This window comes from Aeromonas sp. 160P (assembly GCF_055193095.1).
This window is the reverse complement of sequence record NZ_JBUXKV010000001.1, coordinates 3,858,662-3,877,436: the sequence shown is the minus strand read 5'-3', so window position 1 is coordinate 3,877,436 and position 18,775 is coordinate 3,858,662. Positions and strand designations below refer to the sequence as shown.

The window sequence follows — 18,775 nt, the reverse complement described above, 5'->3', positions numbered from 1 at the left end:
GGACTGTGTTTAATGACGACTTCTTCTGTTTCGTCCCGGCAGAGCAGTGCCGCGGTGGAGAATGACGAGATCGATCTGGGGCGCCTGCTGGGCTACCTGATCGATGGCCGTTGGTGGATTGTGACGATCACCGCTCTGTTTATGGTACTTGGCGTTGCGTATGCCCTGTTGGCGACCCCGGTCTTCAAGGCAAACGCCTTGCTGCAGGTGGAGAAAAAAGCCAGTGGTGCTGCGCTGCTTGGGGATATGGCTGATGTATTGGGCGGTGAACAGCCTGATGCCGCTGCCGAGATTGAGCTGCTGACTTCTCGTATGGTGCTTGGCCGTACGGTACAAGAGCTTCATCTCGATACCGTAGTGACACCCAATTTCTTCCCGCTGGTTGGCCGTGGTCTGTCACGGCTGATGGGGCATCCCTATCCCAAGATGGCGGTAAGCCGTTTTGAGGTGGTGCCGGAATTGTTGGATGTACCGATGACATTGACCTTGGGTGAAGACAAACAGTTTACCCTCGAGGTTGAGGGGCGGTTGCTGGAAGGCCAGGTTGGCAAACTGCTTGAGAAAGATGATGTTACCCTGCTGTTGTCTGATGTATCGGCTGATGAGGGGCAGGTCTTCACGCTGGTCAAACAACCGGTACTGGATGTGATCGCTGAGTTGCAGCGTGACCTTCAGGTCAGTGAAAAGGGTAAAAATACCGGGATCATCTCGCTGGCGCTGGAAGGGGAAGACAAGAGCCGCATTCGTGCGGTGCTCGACAACATCAGCCAGAACTATCTGCAGCAGAATGTGGTGCGCAAGACTGAAGAGGCCCAGAAGAGCCTGGATTTCCTGCAAGTCCATTTGCCTCAAGTCAAAGACGAGCTGAATCGTTCTGAAGAGCTGTTGAATGTTTATCGTCAGCAGAATGAGTCGGTCGATCTGTCGCTGGAAGCCAAGGCGGCACTGGATACCATGGTGGGCCTCGAGAAGCAGCTCAATGAGTTGACCTTCCGGGAAGCTGAGTTGCAGCAACTCTATACCCGCCAACACCCCGCTTACATCGCCCTGATGGAAAAGCGCCAGACCTTGATGAATACCAAAAATGTGATCAACAAGTCGATCAAGCGTTTGCCAAAAACCCAGCAGGAGATCTTGCGTCTGACTCGTGATGTGCAGGTTGGTCAGCAGATCTTCATCCAGCTGCTCAACAAGCAGCAAGAGCTCAATATCATGAAGGCGGGTACCGTCGGCAATGTGCGGATCATCGATGATGCCGCCGTTGAAACCCGTGCCGTCAAGCCGAAGAAGCCGTTGATCGTGGTACTGGCGACACTGCTGGGTGGCATGCTGTCGGTGGGCTTGATCCTGGTGCGCGCGGCCTTCCACCGTGGTGTGGAAAGCCCGGAACAGTTGGAAGAGATGGGGCTTTCTGTCTATGCCACCATCCCCTATTCCGATGAGCAGGCCAAGATCGAGCAGCAGCAGAAGAAGAAGCAGCGGCAGGCAATGCCCCTCAACGAGGCGTTGCTGGCTGCGCGTAATCCGGCCGATCTGGCGATGGAGTCACTGCGTAGCCTGCGAACCAGTCTGCACTTCGCCATGATGGAAGCCAAAAACAACATAGTGATGATCTCCGGCCCGGGCCCGGGCCTTGGCAAAACGTTCGTGTCGACCAACTTTGCTGCCACTCTGGCACTGGGCGGCAAGAAGGTTCTGGTTATCGATGCCGACTTGCGCAAAGGCTATATGCAGAAGGTCATGGGGCAGGAGATGGGCGCCGGTCTGAGTTCTTATCTGGCTGGTCAGACCGAGTTGGCACACGTTGTGAGCCAGACCGGGTTTGACGGACTTGATTTTGTTTGCCGTGGCGCCGTGCCACCCAACCCTTCCGAGCTGTTGATGCATCCTCGTTTCAAAGCGCTGCTGGATTGGGCGAGCGAGCACTACGATTTTGTCATCGTTGACTCCCCTCCCATCCTGGCGGTCACCGATGCTGCCATCGTTGGCCAGCACGTGGGCGCATCCTTGCTGGTTGCCCGCTTCGCCAAGACTGCGGTCAAAGAGGTGGAGGTGGCCATTCGTCGCTTCGAGCAAAACGGGGTCGTCATCAAGGGGATCTTGCTCAACGCGGTCGAGAAGAAGGCGAGCAGTTATTACGGTAACTACGGATATTATCAATACAGTTATGGCAGCAAGGAAAAAGCCTGACATTCTGTTTTGATAACCGCATTGGGTGAATGCAGGGTGCGTCTTCATGGCGCACCTTTTTTATCACCACCATAAAATAGTTTTCGAATGCAACCTGTATTTCAGTGCAATAATAGCAACCCGATGGTATGCTATATTTGCAATTATCTATATTTACAATGAGTTACTTAACTTTTTGTGAAAATAGCAATGCGCTGGTAAAGGAGGATATGGTAATAGCATTGTTGTCATGCCATATTTTCTCTGAGCCACAAGTAGACAATAAACAAGGAAAGATGAAATGAAAAAAACCGCCCTGATTCTGGCTGCTGCCATGGCATTCTCTCATGGTGTGATGGCTGCTGAAGAAGCTGCTGCTACCGCATCCACCGGTTCTGCCGGGGCCGCAGGTGCTGGTGCTGCCAGTGCTGCTGCCATCGGGACTGGCACCATCGTTGCCGTTGGTGTGGGTGCTGCGGTTGTTGCTGGTTTTGCCATTGCAAATGCCAACTCCAACGATGATTCCGGCCGTGGTACCGGAACCACAACCAGTACTCGTTAATATGATATAGGGCTGCTTTGGCAGCCTTATTTTTTTATTTGTCACTGTGGCCACTCTATGTCTTTATCGCGCAATCTTGTTTTTCTTGGTTTGTTATCTCTCACTGGTTGTTCAAATACTGCTTCTGTGACGAGCGAAACTCTCAAATATGCCGTGTTAGGGGCTGATGATGTGACAGTCAGTGCCGAGCATGTCAATAAACTACCTTATGCAAGTGCTTATCTGAAAATCGGTGATAACCCGCGGATCTTCGTGGTATTGGCTTATGTCAATGGGGATGAACTCTCCTGGCTGACGGCTGATCGGGTCATGATTATTACCCGCCATGGCCGTGTCATCAAAACTGTCGGTATGGAAAATGACCTGGTCATTAGCGAGAGTGGTTCTGCAGATCCACTCTCGCGGGCTGCGGTCTCATCTGCCAACTGGAGTGCCCTGGCAGAGTGGGAACAGCGCTATCTCAGCGGCTACCGTCTTGAAGGGAAGATGGTTCGTGCCGGGCAGGATGAGCTGGATCTGGTAACGCGACGAGTTTCAGCTACGCGCTTTGAAGAGACTGTTTCAATGTTCCCGGGGGGGAAATCCTGGACCAACGTTTTCTGGCGAGATCCGGTTAGTGGACAGGTAGTGAAAACCCAGCAACATCTCGGCCTTGATCTGCCGGTCATTGAACTCACCATTTTGAAGCCATTCTCGTCATGAAAACACTGACCCTATCTCTTTTATTGCTTTCCGGTGCTTGCCTCGCTGATACCAGCGTCAGCATTTACTATCAGGGACGTCTTCAAGATCCCATCACCTTGAGTGAGGGGGCGCGCCTTGACGCCTTGCTGAGAAACAAGCTGCTGCCATCACCCATATATTGGCGCTCAGCCCAAATTACGACACCGACTCGTCAACATGAGTGTGAGCTCAAACAAGCGGCGGTGATCCGTGAGTTGGGACGCCTCGAGAGTGCATGGCGTAGCGAAGGCGAGGCTGAACTTGCCTCTTCTACGGCTCGTCTTGCGCGTCAACTTGAAGGCATGACTGTTACCGGCCGCTTGCCTGTGATGGTTGATCCTGACAACGCCCAGCGTTCCCAGCAGGAGAACCCACGCCTGGAAGGCAACTACCGACTATTTGTTGCTGCTCGTCAGTCTCAGGTTGCCATGTTCGGCTTGATGGAAGCGCTCCCCACCTTACCTCTGATTCCCGGCGCGGGTGTCGATGAGTATTGGAAGCGTGATGCGCTGCTGGAGGGGGCTGATTCGGCTCATCTTGTGTTGATCCAGCCAACCGGCGATATCGAGATGGTCCCCGTCGCCATCTGGAACAAGCTGCATCGTGAACCCATGGCGGGTGCTGCATTGCTGGTCGGGTTTGATCCTGATCTGTTGCCCTCTTCATTTTCCGGGCTGAATCAGCGGATCGCCGAGATAATTGCAAACAGGGTGCCTCATTAATGATTCCAAAACTTTCATATATTGCCCTGGCAGTCTCGACCGTTTGTGTTGCTGCACCCGGGGCGAATGATCCCTATGGCCCATCGCAAAGTGATTTTGGTGGCGCAGGTCTGCTGCAGATGCCCAGTGCCAGAATGGCCGCAGAAGGCGAGTTCAGTTTCAACTACATGGATAACGAAGAGTATCGGCGCTGGTCGATCTCCATGCAGCCATTTGACTGGTTTGAGGCCACGCTGCGTTATACCGATGTCAGAACTCGCATGTATAGCCCTTATGAGCAGTTCAGTGGGGATCAGACTTATAAAGATAAGTCGATGGATTTTAAATTCCGACTTTGGCAAGAGTCTGATTACTTACCACAAGTTTCATTAGGTTTCAGAGACTTGATGGGTACTGGTCTGTTCGATAGCGAATACATTGTTGCCAGCAAACGCTATGGCCCGTTTGATTTCACCCTGGGGATGGGCTGGGGGAACATGGCTGAGAGTGGCAATATCAAGAATCCCTTCTGTGAATACAAAGAGAGCTGGTGCCAGCGTAATGATGGATATGCTGGTAATGGCGGCAAATTTGAAGTCGATAGTCTATTCCACGGCCCCGCAGCCTTGTTTGGTGGCATTGAATATCAGACGCCATGGCGTCCTTTGCGTCTGAAACTGGAATATGACGGTAATGATTACAGCCGCGAATATGCGGCCCGTAACAGCAAAGGCGGGTATGGGGCCTTGCCGCATAGCTCACCTGTCAACATTGGTGCCGTGTATCGTATTTTCGATAATATGGATACACATCTCAGTTATCAGCGTGGCAATACCCTGATGTGGGGCATTACTATGCGCACCAACTTTAATGAGTTGCAGCAGGCCCATCTGGATGAGCCCCGGACCGAGTATCAACCGGAAAAGAATCCGGCCCAACTGAGTGAGGTCGATTGGGCTGCACTCAGTGAGCAGACGAAAAGCAATGCTGGATATCGTGATCTGGTCTGGTATGGCACGGAAGATCGTGTTTTTGTCAGCGGTGAGCAGCTGAAGTATCGTCAGCCAGATGAAGCCGAAGATCGAATGTCATTATTGGCAGCGAATGCGTTGCCAGCTTCCGTTCACTCTCTGCATATCGTTGAGCAGAAGAAAGGGCTCGATATCCGCGAGACAGTAGTGGACATGGACTCTGTTCGGTTGGCAAACAGTGACCTCCCATTGGGACAAGAGAGCACTTATAAGTCGGATGTCATCGCAGCCAATGCACCGTCGGCACCTGTGCGCCATGAAAGTCGCAGCTCGGCGCTGAGTTACAGCGTGGATCCGGTGTTGAACCAGTCTGTTGGGGGGCCGGAGTCTTTCTACATGTATCAGCTTGGTCTCAACTTCAATGGTGATTGGCGGGTGACCGAGAAGAACTGGCTGGGTGGCACGGTATTTGTGAACCTGGCCAATAACTACGACAAGTTCAATTACAAGAATCCACCGCTGGACGGGGATGCCCTGCCCAGGGTGAGAACCTGGATCCGGGAATATGTCAGTTCCTCTGATGTATTGCTTAACAACCTGCAAGCCACCCATCTCGAGCAGTTCTCGCCTGAGTGGTATGGTCAGGCTTATGCCGGCTATTTGGAGATGATGTACGCCGGTGGTGGTGCAGAACTGCTTTATCGTCCTTTTGGCCGTTCATGGGCGATTGGGGCTGATGTGAACTGGGTCAAGCAACGGGATTGGAACAATACCTTGCGGATGGCCGATTACGATGTGGCGACTGGCCATGTCACCGGTTATTGGCAACTGCCCTATGTCGATGATGTGACTGCCCAGCTGTCTATTGGTCGTTATCTGGCTGGGGATGTCGGGGCTACACTGGATCTTTCCAAACGATTCTCATCTGGCGTCGTGGCCGGGGTGTTTGCAACGCTTACCGATGTCTCTGCGGATGAGTATGGAGAGGGTAGTTTCACCAAAGGTATCTATGTGACTATTCCCTTCGACTTGATGTTGCTGCGCCCGACAACCAGCAAAGGCTCTATTGGCTGGATGCCATTGACCAGAGATGGGGGTCAGATGTTGGCCAGAAAATATAGTCTTTACAGTTTGAGTAGCAACGCATCCTTCCCTGACTAATTAATGCTATAGCTTGAGTAAAGCGCTCTGAATATGGTTGTATGAAACACCATTTTTTCAGAGCGCTTTTTTTATGCCTACATTTCCATCCACTGGGTCATCAGTGCCATCAGCCAATCGGGAAAAGCGTGTTTTTTCTCTCTTTTGGGGGATAAGCATACTTTGGCTGGGGCTTGGGATGCATTTTTTCATGCATAACCCGGGTGGGGCAGGTCTCTATCTTCCTTTCAACGCATGGGGGTGGATATTTGCTTCTTTGATGATCTGTCTGGGGTTGTGGCATATCACATCGAAAGGCGAATTGGTATCCAGCACACTCTTGCAAGTTTGGGGGGGCGCTATTGCATTGATGTTGCTACCCATGGCGTGGTCTGATGTCACCTTGCGTGATTACGCCCTTCCTCGCCTCGGTGGTCTTGTCGGCGGTGGGTTGTTCCTCTTCTCGTTGTATCAGTTCCGTCTTGCACAGAAGGCTCGTCAACAGCTGTTGACGCTTATGCTGGTCGCGGTAGCCATCGAAATGACTTTGGGCTTGGCGCAATATTACCTATTAACACCGGGCAATTGGCTTGGCTATGACACCAAAGCAAATCGTCCTTATGGCATTTTTCAGCAACCCAATGTCATGGCCAGTTTTATGGCAACCGGTTTGGCACTGGCTGCGTGGCTAAATACCCTCAATCAACATCGGTGGTTGAAAGTACTACAGGGTTACGTGATCGTTGGCTCTGTGGTGCTGCTGATTGTTCTTCAATCCAGAGTCGGACAACTGGGTGGAATATTGGTTTTGCTGATGATGCTTCCCTGGTTGCAGAGAAACCACGCTCTGAAGGTTACTCTCTCATGCACCTTATTGGGCGTATTGATCGGACTTGCATCTCTGTATGGTGTGGAAGGGGTCAAGCGGGGTCTTTCTGTTTATCAGTCGGGTGGATATCGTACGATTTATTGGTCGTATGCATGGCAGCTGCTGGCACAAAATCCTTTTACCGGATGGGGATATGGTTCTTTCGAATCAGTGTTCCTGCATAACTATATGGCAGACAAGTTGCTGAGTCCGGCAATGCCACAGATTGAGTACAACCTTGATCATCCTCACAATGAGCTGCTTTACTGGGCTGTTGAAGGCGGTATCTTGCCTGTCATTGGGCTCCTGATGATGGGCGCTGCTGTTATATGGCGTGTAACGGGTCAATCTTGGTCGCGTGGATTGGCCTTATTGGCATTGGTCGCACCGATTACACTTCATACCCTGGTCGAGTACCCCCTCTATCACTCCATTGCTCACTGGATATTTTTACTGATGTTGGTCTGGTATATCGATGAAACTTGTGGTGGATTCGCTACCAAAGGGATAGTCGTATACCGTTACCCCCATAAGTTGTTGTTGCGCTTTCTAGCCGTTTCGATCCCCTTGTTTATCGTGCCATTTATGTTGACTGCGCTTCATACTGCCTGGGTCGTCACCAAGTACGAACGAGGGGGGTATAAGGAGCCATCATTGTTGCTGGATATTATCAATCCAATGGCTTGGTTGACGCGGGTAGAGTTTGATGTAAACGCGGTGCGACTGATGGTGGGTTTACAGACTCAGAATAAGACCGAGCTGGGGGCTTATCTGGCATGGGGGCAAGATTTTGTACGCCATACGCCCAGAGCAAATATTTACGCGAACATGGTTGTTGCATTGGATGCGTTGGGGCGTCCTGACGATGCCCGTCATTTAAGAGCCGAAGCACTCCGTTGGTATCCAAAAGAACCATTGCTGATTGAGGTAACGTCTAAACCTGTGGTTAGCGGGGTGGATACTTTACCTACTGGAGCCGCCAACTAAGGCTTGGGAAAATGGGGTATGAGGCAATGATAGCGAGTTGTCTCTATCCCGTTATAGCGGTTGGAATGAGCCCTGTTGCGCATGAAAGAGGGACAACCTCCCTTTAATGGAGTACCTTTTATGTTTCTTGGTTTGATGTTAAACCATTGTTTTTAAGGTTTTTTATTGGCTTTTGGATTCTGGGGCCAGTGGATGAATATAGAGTATTCGCTTAAAGCGCTCATGACACGAGAAGGCATAGCTCTGTTTTTGATGTCGGTCATTGCTCAAGCATCGCTTGAAACATCAATAGTATTTTCGGAAAAATTTTTATAACAATTACTCTGAACCTCCAATTAATAGTTTCAGATGCGTATGTTAAGTCTGGCTGTGATATCAAAAAAGATGTCTTGGCGGAGTGCATTTAACGGATGAAGGAGTTAGCTTGCTGGCAAGTTTATTTTCATATGCTTTCAAAATTTGTTCAGATGGTAAAAATTGCATGTAGTTATGAATTGTCCATGCTATTCTGAAACAGTAATCCCTGTAACCGACTTTTTTGTGAGGAAATAATGAACGAGTTTCTGAAAGTTCTGCTGAACATCCGCAGTCTGCGCGCCGCTATTCGTGAGCTGCCGTTTGAGCAACTGCTGGAAGCTAAAGAGAAGTTTGACCTGGTTTATCAAGAGCGCGCTGCTTCTGTTGAACAGGACCGAGCTGAACAGGAAGAGCGTCAGCGCAAACTGAATGAATTCACCGAAATGCTGCAGCAGGCGGGTATTGATCCTCGCGAGCTGCTGGCTAGCGCTGCTGCCCCCGCTGCTTCTGCCGGTGCTGCCAAGAGCAAGCGTGCTCCGCGTCCGGCCAAATATCAGTATGAAGAAGACGGTCAAATGAAAACTTGGACCGGTCAAGGCCGTATGCCGAAAGCCATTGCTGCTCAAGTAGCGCTGGGTAAAGACCTGAACGATTTCCTGATCTAATTCGTCAGGTTTAGAAATCGAATAATGCCGCCCAAGGGCGGCATTATTTTTTGCCGTTTTGCTCGCGTTATCCAATCCCCTCTGCTGTTATCTACATCCTCGCTTGTATCCTTTTTGCTGTTGTTTAGCCTCACTGTTTCTTTACTCAATATCACTCACTGTTTGCGATTAATTCAGCCGTGCGGAGCACCAGCGCGATAACGCTATTTGTAAACGCAGTACAGATATGATCTCCGGATATGTTTCTCACGCTTCATGGGGCATCGCCCAGCAAGAGAAAGCCTGCTGCTGATGGAATATCCGGTAACCGTTATCTCTGCTGGGCGCTTTCTGCACAGAGGTAGCCGCAAGATATGGCTGGGATATTCAGGGCGGCCGATGCACGAAATTGGCTGCGCTGCCATTTCTGCCCCTTGATGATGGGCAATGGATATCAGCAGCAGTGTGGGAGAGGGAATTCTGTATGGTCTATGACGATGGAAGCCCCACTCTGCTGGCAGAGTGGGGCATTGCTGGGTGAGGAATAGTCGGGTGAAGCGTTATCGGGGTGTCACGTTATCGCTGCCACCCAGGGCGCGATAGATTTTGGCGGTGGTGCTGAGCTGCTCTTTTTGCTGGGCCAGCAGGCTCTGCTGGGCATCCCACCGCCGGTTCTGCTCATCAAGCCAGGCCTGCACGCCGGTTGCACCTGCCTGGAAGCGGGCCTTTGCCAGCCGCTCGGCTTCCTGGGCATAACTTAGCTGCTCTTTCAGATAATCGAGTCGCTGCTGGCCATAGTGGCGGGCGGCCAGATTGTCCTCCACTTCCACCAGTGCGGTGTAGAGCTGTTTGCGAAACTCGGTTTCGGCGATCTGGTAATCCAGCTCGGAACTTTCGATGGCGAGCTGGGTACGGTTGTATTCAAGGAAGGGGAGGGCAAGGCTGGCCCCCAGCGTGCCGACCGGATTTTGCAGCACCTGCGCCAGTCTATCGGATGCCGTGTTGGCGCTGCCGGTCAGGGTCAGGCTGGGGTAGAAGCTGGTGCGGATCTCGTCCCCTTTTGTCAGCGTTTTGCGCAGCCGCAACTCGGCCGCTTTCACGTCGGGGCGGCGGGCCAGCACATCGGCCGGGATACCCACGGCGAGTTCAGGAATGGTCTGGTTTGCAAGGTAAGCAGGTGCATACTCCAGCGACCCGCTGCTGCGGCCCAGCAGCAGACGCAGGGCATTGCGGGCCTGCTCCTGCTGCGCCTTGAGGGAGGCCAGATCGGCCTGTTTGCCTGCCAATTGCTGGCGTGCTTGCGCCAGATCGAGCCGGGTGATGGCGCCAGCCTGGTATTTGGTCTGGGTCAGCTGCTCGGTTCGCGCCAGGTTGGCCAGCTGTTGCTCGCCCAAGGTGATGGCGGAGCCGAGATAGCCGAGCTGCCAATACTGCTCCAGGGTATTGCCGATCAGCAGCAGTCGGGTACTGGCGAGATCCTGCTCGCTTGCCGCTGCCTCCCAGCTCGCCTGATCCCGCACCGAGGCGAGCTTGCCCCACAAATCCACTTCGTAACTGAGGTTCAGAGAGGGACCCAGGCTGTTGGTGCCTTTGCCGGTCTTCAGATCTTTGTTGCCACTGACGCCGATAGTGCCATTGACCGAAGGGGTGAGGTTGGTATCGGCCTGCTCGGCGCCCAGTCGGGCGCTTTTGAGCTTGAGGGCCGCCACACGCATGTCCGGGTTGGCGGCCAGTACCGCCTTGACCAGTTTGTCGAGCTGGGGATCATGAAATTCCCGCCACCAGGGGCCTGCCTGCGCAGCCAGTTGGGCGCCTTCTGTCTGTTGCCACGCAGGGGCGAGCGCCAGCTCGGGTCTTTGATAGGTGCTGTGCTGACTGCAGCCGCTGAGGGCCATGCAGAGAGCCAGCCAGGAGAGTTTGTGCATTGTTATTCCCTCGCCAGTGCGACAACAGGGTCGAGCCGCGCCGCATTGCGTGCCGGCAGGTAACCAAACAGGATCCCGATGAGTGACGAGCAGCCAAAGGCCATCAGGATGGAGAAGAGCGAGAACTGCATCTTGATGGAGTCCACCAGCAGTGAAAAGAGCGCGCCGATGCCTAGCGAGAGGCCGACGCCGAAGATCCCCCCCAGCAGGCTGACCATCACGGCTTCAATCAGGAATTGCTGCAGAATATCCGACTGGCGGGCGCCCACGGCCATGCGAATGCCGATCTCGCGGGTGCGCTCCACCACCGATACCAGCATGATGTTCATCACCCCCACACCGCCGACGATCAGCGAGATCACCGCGATGGCCGAGACCATCAGGGTCATGGTGGCGGTGGTTTTTTCCACCGATTTGATGATGCTGTCACTGCTGAAGGTGAAGAAATCCTTCACCCCGTGGCGCTTGGTGATCAGCTCGATCACCGCCTGCTCGGCCAGTGCCGGTTGTACCCCATCCTTGACCCGAATGGTGATCTGGCTGAAGTGGTGTTGCGAGATGAGGCGACTCATCACTGCGCTGTAGGGCAGCCAGATATTGACCGACTGGCTGCTGGGGCCAAAACCGGTCTCCTGCGAAACCACTCCGACAATACGCACCGGCAGGGTGCCGACCAGCACCACCTTGCCGACCGGATCATCCTTGCCAAGCAGGCTGGTGATGCTCTTCTTGTCCACCACGGCGACGGCGGCCCGCTGCTGGATATCTTGCCACTCCAGTAAGCGACCACTGACCAACGTCATCCCCTTCACCTTGAAATAGTCGTTGCCAACACCGCTTACGCTACCGCTGTTGGTCTTGTTGCGATAACGCAGCTGGCCGGAGCTGCCGATCTCGGGGCTGGCGCCCGCAAGATAGGGTTGCCCCAGCAGGGCATCGAGATCCCCCTTGTTGAGGGTCTGGATGCTGGCCATCTTCTCGTCACCCCACCCCTTGCCCGGGAAGATCTCGATGGTGTTGGTGCCCATCGCATTGATCTGGTCGATCACCTTGGCACGCGCCCCTTGACCAAGGGCGACCACGCTCACCACGGCGGCAATGCCGATGATGATGCCGAGCATGGTGAGGAAGGTACGCATCCGGTGGGCGAGCATGGCATGGATCGCCATGCGTCCCGCTTCCCGATAGCGATCCCAGTCGTGGCCCATGGCACCTTTATTGGGAGGGTCTTCAGCGGTGGGTGGGGGCAATGCGGCCGTTTGGCGCGGGCCGCTATCTTGCTCTACCCGACCATCCTTGAGGGTGATGATCCGGTCGGCATGGCTGGCCACATCCATATCGTGGGTGACCAGAATAATGGTGTGGCCCTGAGCGTGCAGCTCCTTGAGGATCGCCATCACCTCCTTGCCGCTCTGGCTATCCAGCGCGCCGGTCGGTTCATCGGCGAGGATCACCTCGCCGCCGTTGGCCAGCGCCCGGGCGATACTGACTCGCTGCTGCTGACCGCCGGAGAGCTGGCCCGGGGTATGGTGGCTGCGATCGGCCAGTCCCAGTCTGTCCAGCAGCTGGCGTGCGCGCGCCTGGCGATCCGGGCGGCTGGTGCCGGCATAGACGGCGGGGATCTCCACGTTGGCGGCGGCATCGAGATGGGGCAGCAGGTGGTAGCGCTGAAAGATAAAGCCGAAGTGATGGCAGCGCAGCCGGGCCAGCGCCAACGCATCCATGGTGGCGGTGTCTTGACCGCGAAACAGATACTGGCCGCTGCTCGGGCTATCCAGACAACCCAGCAGGTTCATCAGAGTGGATTTACCAGAGCCGGACGCGCCGACAATGGCGATCATCTCTCCTGCCGCGATAGTGAGGTCGAGAGGGTGGAGCACGGTGACCTCGCTGTCGCCGCTCTGATAGCGTCGCTCGACCCCTTTCAGCTGGATCAACGGCAGCTGGTTCAGGGGCTCACTCATAGCATCACCGCCATCTCATCATTGGCGGCGGGGGCGCCGTGATTGAGCTGCACCTCCTCCTTCTCGGTTAGCCCGCTCACGACTTCGATCCGGATTTCATCTTTCATGCCGGTCTTGATATGGCGGGTTTCGGTCGTTTCATCTTCCTTGATCAGGGTGACTTCATACTCGTTGTCGGCCAGCTGCTTGCCGAGGGCGGTTTGCGGCACAGTGAGTACCTGCTTGCGCTCGCCGAGCACTATGGTCACCTGGGTGGTCATCGCCACCCGCAGGGTATGGCCGGGATTGGGCACATCGAACAGGGCGTAGTAGTAGACGGCCGCATTGTTGGTGGTGGTGCCGGTAGCGGCCTGATCGTTGATGTTGGTAGGTGCTAACTCCACGGCGCGAAGTGTGCCCTGATAGCGGGTATCCGGATCGCCAATCAGGGTGAAGTAGACCGGCATACCGGCTTTGACCTTGGTGACATCGGCTTCGGAGATCTGCGCCTTGACCGTCATGGTCTCGAGGTTGGCCAGCTTGAGCACGGTCGGCACCGTCTGGCTGGCAGCCAGGGTCTGGCCCTGACGGGTCACAATGCTGATGACGGTGCCATCCATCGGCGCCAGGATCTTGGTGTAGCCCAGCTCGGTCTTGGCCCGATCAACCTTGATCAGGGCGTTGTCGATATTGGCCTGACTGTTTTGCAGTTCGGCGCGGGTGACCGCCAGCAGTGCCTCGGCACTCTCAAGATCGGCCCGGGAGCTCGCCTCCTGCTTGAACATCTGCTGCTGGCGTCGCCAGGCGAGCTCGTTTTGTTTCAGTTGCGCCTGCTTGATCTTGAGCTGGGCGCGGTTGCTGGCAAGCTCTGCTTCGGCCGTCTTGAGGTTGTTCTGGGCAATCAGGGGATCGATCTCGGCCAGCAGGTCTCCCTGTTTGACCTGATCACCGGCCTCAACCGCCAGTTTGGTAACCTGACCGGAGACCTGGGCCCCCACATCCACCTGCTCAATAGCCTGCAGCACGCCACTGGCCAGCACGGTCTGGGCAATATCCTCGCGGGTCACCTGAGCGGTCAGCATCGCCTTGGGTGGTTGACTGGGCCAGAGCAGCCAGCCGAGGAGCACCACGGCGATCAGAATGGTGATGGCCAGGGTTCTCTGCTTGGGGGTTATGTTCATCGATCACCTGAATGGAAACGGAAAAGGGTTGTGCGCGGCGATTATCCTGCAGCAAAGCCCTGATAAATAACAGTCGCAAATATGTAAGCAAAGTTATGGGGTTAACTGTCAATAAGCCGTGAAAGGAATACGCGAGAGGCAGGAGGAATGAGCGAGATGGTCAGCAAGACGGGGCGGGGAGTGCAGCTGGCGGTGGCGATGAAAAAAGCCCTGCGCAGAGGCAGGGCTTTAGAATGGGTTATGGGGCGAGCCATGTGTTGCTCGCGCAGATCAGGCCTTGGCCAGCAGATCCATCACCCAGGGCAGACCCTGTTTCTTGCGGCTGACAAAGCCCGGGTGGTAGCTGGACTCTGCCGGTACTTTCGGGTGCGCGGTAAAGTAGATGCGGCTGGCGGCAGCCGTCAGGTCAGTCACCATCAGTACGAAGAAGTCGAGTCCTTCGCTTGCCACACGCTGGACCATCTCCTGCTGCAGGGCCGGCAGTTGCTCGGCCAGTTGCTGCTCGCTGCCCACTTCGATCTGGCTCATGATGAAGTTGTAACCTTCCGCCTGAAACGCTTTCTCATCCTGCTGCAGCAGTTGAGCCGGGGTCAGGCCGCTCAGGTCGGTTTTTGCCATCAGCAGCTGTTGGCCTAACTCGGCCAGTGATACCTCGGCCAGCGGCGCCAGACGCTCACAGGCGATCTTGTCCTGTTCGGTGGTGGTGGGCGAGGTGAGACAGAGGGTGTCGCTCATGATGGCACCCAGCATCAGGCGAGCCTGGCTGCGGGTCACGGTACCTTGCTGGCTCAGCAGGTCGAAGGCGATGGTGCAGGTGCAGCCGACGGCACGGATCCAGGCATCCAGCGGAGACTGGGTGACCAGGGTGCCGAGACGGTGGTGATCCACCAGACCCAGTACATTGGCTTGTGCCAGTGTGGCGGGGCCCTGTTCCAGATCACTGAAATCCACCAGCCAGACATCTTCACCGGTCAGATCTTTGGTCAGCAACTCGGGTTCGCTGACGCCCGCCTGCTCCAGAATAAAACGGGTTTCGGTGCGCAGGTCACCCAGACGCCATGGGGTGGCCTGACGGCCCTGGCCATTGAGCCAGTCGGTGATAACCAGCGCACTGCAGATACTGTCGCTATCAGGATTCTTGTGACCAAAAACGTGGATCATAGACAAAGCCTCACAATTGGATACCCATAAAGGGGGGCAACACTATGCGAAATCCACTGCATGAAGGCAACCGGATCCGCGCCCATGTTGCTGCCAGCTTCGCCTAACTCGCCATTTTATTGATCTGGGTCGGTAATCCTGACGCGTCTGCGGTTCTCACAATTGGCTATTGGCTATTGGCTATTGGCTATTGGCTATTGGCTATTGGCTATTGGCTATTGGCTATTGGCTATTGGCTATTGCTGGCTGCGAGGGCAATGGCGCTCGCCTGTGCCAGCGCAGTCAGCATGTTTGGTCAGCCCCATCAGTCGTCATTGCTGCAAATCGGCTCTATTGCCTGATTCAGCGACGTAGCAGCTCGCGGGCATTGGCCAGTGTGTTGTCGGTGATCTGGTCGCCGCCGAGCAAGCGTGCCAGCTCATTGAGACGGGCACTCTCATCAAGAGCGCTCATCTGGGTTTCGGTGGTTTTGCCATCGGTATGCTTGCTCACCACCATATGCTGGTGGCCGTTGCCTGCCACCTGAGGCAAGTGAGTGACCACCATCACCTGAGTTGACTCCCCGAGCTGGCGCAGCAGGCGACCTACCACGGCGGCAGTCGGGCCGCTGATCCCCACATCTACCTCATCGAAAATCAGGGTGGGGGTGGAGATCTTGCGGGCGCTGATCACCACGATGGCGAGGCTGATACGCGACAGTTCACCCCCTGAGGCCACCTTGCCAAGCGGCTGAATGGGTTGGCCCGGGTTGGTGGTAACCATAAATTCCACCCGATCGATACCCAGTGGTGACAGGCTGCTCTGGGCATCGGGGCGCACCTCGATAGCAAAGCGGCCATCGGGCATTGCCAACTCGTGCATGCTGCTGGTCACCTTGGCGCCCAGCTCCTGGGCGTAACGCTGACGGCTCTGACTCAGGGCTTCGGCAGCCTGGACAAAAGCCTGACGGGCCTCGGCCAGCTCATCTTCCATCCCCTCTAACCGCTCCTCGTCGGAGTTGAGGCGGGCGAGATCGGAGGCCAGCTCCTGATGATGCTGGGCCAGATCTGCCGGTTTGACATGGTGCTTGCGGGCCAGATTGATCGCCTTGGAGAGGCGCGCTTCCAGCTCGTTGAAACGTTCGGGATCCAGCTCCAGCTGATCGAGGTAGCTGCGCAGCTCGCTGTGGCTCTCCTGTACCCCGATCAGGGCTTCGTTCAGCATCTCCAGTACCGGCGTGAGGCGGCTGTCCATGGCGACCAGTCCTTCGGCTCTGTCTACTGCCACTTGCAGCAGACCGGCGATGGTGGTCTCTTCATTGTCATAGAGCAGATCGAGGCAACTGCCGCACTCTTGCATCAGATCTGTGCCGTTAGCGAGACGCTGGTGCTCCTCTTCTATCTGCTCGAACTCCCCCGGCTGCAGGGCGAATTCGTCCAGCTCCTGCACCTGATATTCGATGAGCTGGCGGCGGGCTTCCCGCTGTTGCTGCTCGGCCTTGAGCCGGTTCAGCTCGTTTTGCAACTGGCGCCACAGTTGATAATGCTGGCGCACTTCATTGAGCAGTAGATGGTGACCGGCATAACCGTCGAGCAGGGCGAGCTGGTAATCAGGCTTGAGCAGCATCTGATGAGCGTGCTGGCCATGGACGTTGACCAGTTGTTGGCCCAGATGCTTGAGCTGGGTGAGGGGGACGGGGACGCCGTTGATGTAGCTGCGCGAGCGCCCTTCGGCGGAGATGACTCGCCGCACGATACACTCACCTTCGTTTTCCAGCTCGTTGGTGGCCAGCCAGGCGCGGGCGGCCGGGTTGTTGTCGAGCAGGAAGCGGGCGCTGACCTCGCTTTTGTCGCTATCGGGTCGCACCATGCCCGCTTCGGCTCGTTCCCCGAGACAGAGACCGAGGGCGTCGATGGCGATGGATTTACCGGCGCCGGTCTCACCGGTGATGCAGGTCATCCCCGGTTGCAGATCGAGTTCGAGAAACTTGACGATGGCGAAGTTGTTGACGGTCAGCTGGGTCAGCATGGTCTCATCCTGTATAGGTCAACTTTACTGTGTATGCATACAGTATATACTGGTCTTATATACAGTAAAGAGGGATAGCCGCCATTTTTAACGATAACGGGCCACCAGAGTGGTGACCCGCACGGGATAGTGAGGAGAGATTAGAGAAGCAGAGACGCGGGGGTCAGTGGAAGGCCGACATCAGATCCGGATGGGCGGCAATCACCTCATCCAACGCCTGTTCCAGCCGACTGCCGCTGGTGATGAGCGGGTTGAGCACCAGGGCGCGCCAGGCGGTATGGCGGTTACCGGTAATGGCGGCCTCGATGGTGAGCTGCTCGAACTCCTTCATCAACTGCAGCAGCCGCAGGGTGTCTTGCGGGAAGGGGGCTACGTTGAGCGGGAGCGGACCCGACTTGGTGATGAGGGCGCTGACCTCCACGGCGCACTCGTCCGGCAGACCGTTGATGGCGCCGTTGTTGCGGGTGTTGACGTGCATGATGATGCGCTTGTCGTTGTGGATGGCGCTCATTAGCTCGCATGCCGCTTCCGAATAGTACTGGCCGCCGCGTCCTTCCAGCGCCTTCGGTTTCTCGGCGAGATCCGGGTTGCGATAGAGATCGAACAGCTGCTGTTCGATGGCCTTGACCACTTCGCCCCGGGTTCCTTCGCCACTGGCCTCACCGAGCTCCTGCTTGAGGATATCGTCGCTCATGTAGTAGTAGCGCAGATAAGCACAGGGGATCATGCCCAGATTGGCCAGCAGATCCTTGGGCCAGGCAAAGGGGGGAATATTGCGCGGTACCAGCGGATCGGGCCCTTGCGCGAGCAGGGCGATCACCTCGCCGAGTTTATCCTTGCCCTGATGCTGGATCTGGCGCACGAAGATAAAGTGGTTGAGTCCCGCCACCTGCATGATGAACTCCTGCTCATCGCGGCTCTCCAGCAGGGTAGCGACCCCTTTTTGCATGATCACCGGTACGTTGCACAACCCCACCGCCTTGATCTTGCTGTGGCGCAACACGGCTTCGGTCACCATGCCCGACGGATTGGTGAAGTTGAGCAGCCAGGCATCGGGGCAGAGGCGTTCCATGTCGGCGGCGATCTGCAGGGCGATAGGGATGGTCCGGCAAGCGTTGGCAAAGCCGCCCAGTCCGTTGGTCTCTTGACCGATCAGGCCATATTTCAGCGAGATCCGCTCATCGCTGATGCGGGCCTCCAGGCAACCGGCGCGGAACTGGGAGCAGACGTAGTCGGCGCCGCGCAGTGCCTCTTCCCGTTCCAGCCGGGTTTCAACCTGTACCGCCAGCCCGGCTTTGGCCAGCATGCGGCGGGTGAGAGCGGCGATGATCTCCATCTTCTCGCGGCCATCGTCGATGTCGACCAGCCAGAGCTCGCGCAGTGGCAACTCGTGCTGACGCTGGATCAGCCCCTCAATGAGCTCCGGTGTGTAGCTGGAGCCTGCGCCGATGACCACAATCTTGAGTCCGTTTTTCATTGTCCACCTCATGAACAGG

13 protein-coding genes are annotated in these 18,775 nt (G+C 55.8%); 7 read left to right on the top strand and 6 right to left on the bottom strand.

Features of this window, described 5'->3' with window-relative positions; all coding sequences use genetic code 11:
* The first annotated feature begins 12 nt into the window (after positions 1 to 12).
* The 7 genes from ACY8FN_RS17965 (at position 13) to ACY8FN_RS17935 (ending at position 9,083) form a co-directional block, all read left to right on the top strand.
* A complete protein-coding gene (locus ACY8FN_RS17965; protein WP_463100789.1) occupies positions 13 to 2,190 on the top strand; it encodes a polysaccharide biosynthesis tyrosine autokinase in 2,178 nt (725 codons plus the stop codon).
* A 280-nt stretch (positions 2,191 to 2,470) separates the two neighbouring features.
* A complete protein-coding gene (locus ACY8FN_RS17960; protein ID WP_463100788.1) occupies positions 2,471 to 2,731 on the top strand; it encodes a hypothetical protein in 261 nt (86 codons plus the stop codon).
* A gap of 57 nt (positions 2,732 to 2,788) precedes the next feature.
* Complete coding sequence (locus tag ACY8FN_RS17955) at positions 2,789 to 3,433, top strand: YjbF family lipoprotein (protein ID WP_463100787.1); 645 nt, start codon at positions 2,789 to 2,791, stop codon at positions 3,431 to 3,433.
* On the top strand, positions 3,430 to 4,176 hold the full coding sequence (locus ACY8FN_RS17950; RefSeq protein WP_463100786.1) for a capsule biosynthesis GfcC D2 domain-containing protein: 747 nt from the start codon (positions 3,430 to 3,432) through the stop codon (positions 4,174 to 4,176). The genes ACY8FN_RS17955 and ACY8FN_RS17950 overlap by 4 nt, the downstream gene beginning before the upstream one ends.
* Complete coding sequence (locus ACY8FN_RS17945; RefSeq protein WP_463100785.1) at positions 4,176 to 6,287, top strand: YjbH domain-containing protein; 2,112 nt, start codon at positions 4,176 to 4,178, stop codon at positions 6,285 to 6,287. Before ACY8FN_RS17950 ends, ACY8FN_RS17945 begins: the two co-directional genes overlap by 1 nt.
* A gap of 178 nt (positions 6,288 to 6,465) precedes the next feature.
* Entirely contained in the window at positions 6,466 to 8,121 is a 1,656-nt protein-coding gene (locus ACY8FN_RS17940; protein WP_463100784.1) for a PglL family O-oligosaccharyltransferase, read from the top strand.
* 551 nt (positions 8,122 to 8,672) lie between these two features.
* Entirely contained in the window at positions 8,673 to 9,083 is a 411-nt protein-coding gene (locus tag ACY8FN_RS17935) for an H-NS family histone-like protein (protein WP_042018649.1), read from the top strand.
* A gap of 539 nt (positions 9,084 to 9,622) precedes the next feature.
* On the opposite strand, the gene ACY8FN_RS17930 is transcribed toward ACY8FN_RS17935, so the two are convergent.
* The 6 genes from ACY8FN_RS17930 to ACY8FN_RS17905 all read right to left on the bottom strand — a co-directional run bounded on the left by ACY8FN_RS17930 (position 9,623) and on the right by ACY8FN_RS17905 (position 18,756).
* A complete protein-coding gene (locus tag ACY8FN_RS17930) occupies positions 9,623 to 10,987 on the bottom strand; it encodes an efflux transporter outer membrane subunit (RefSeq protein ID WP_463100783.1) in 1,365 nt (454 codons plus the stop codon).
* Positions 10,988 to 10,989: 2 nt separating this feature from the next.
* On the bottom strand, positions 10,990 to 12,951 hold the full coding sequence (locus tag ACY8FN_RS17925; protein WP_463100782.1) for a MacB family efflux pump subunit: 1,962 nt from the start codon (positions 12,949 to 12,951) through the stop codon (positions 10,990 to 10,992).
* A complete protein-coding gene (gene macA, locus ACY8FN_RS17920; RefSeq protein ID WP_463100781.1) occupies positions 12,948 to 14,111 on the bottom strand; it encodes a macrolide transporter subunit MacA in 1,164 nt (387 codons plus the stop codon). The genes ACY8FN_RS17925 and macA overlap by 4 nt, the downstream gene beginning before the upstream one ends.
* Before the next feature lie 270 nt (positions 14,112 to 14,381).
* On the bottom strand, positions 14,382 to 15,272 hold the full coding sequence (locus ACY8FN_RS17915) for a manganese-dependent inorganic pyrophosphatase (RefSeq protein WP_463100780.1): 891 nt from the start codon (positions 15,270 to 15,272) through the stop codon (positions 14,382 to 14,384).
* A 342-nt stretch (positions 15,273 to 15,614) separates the two neighbouring features.
* Entirely contained in the window at positions 15,615 to 17,279 is a 1,665-nt protein-coding gene (gene recN, locus ACY8FN_RS17910) for a DNA repair protein RecN (RefSeq protein WP_463100779.1), read from the bottom strand.
* A 163-nt stretch (positions 17,280 to 17,442) separates the two neighbouring features.
* Positions 17,443 to 18,756, bottom strand: coding sequence for a 6-phospho-beta-glucosidase (locus ACY8FN_RS17905; RefSeq protein WP_463100778.1), 1,314 nt, complete (start codon positions 18,754 to 18,756; stop codon positions 17,443 to 17,445).
* Positions 18,757 to 18,775: the final 19 nt, after the last annotated feature.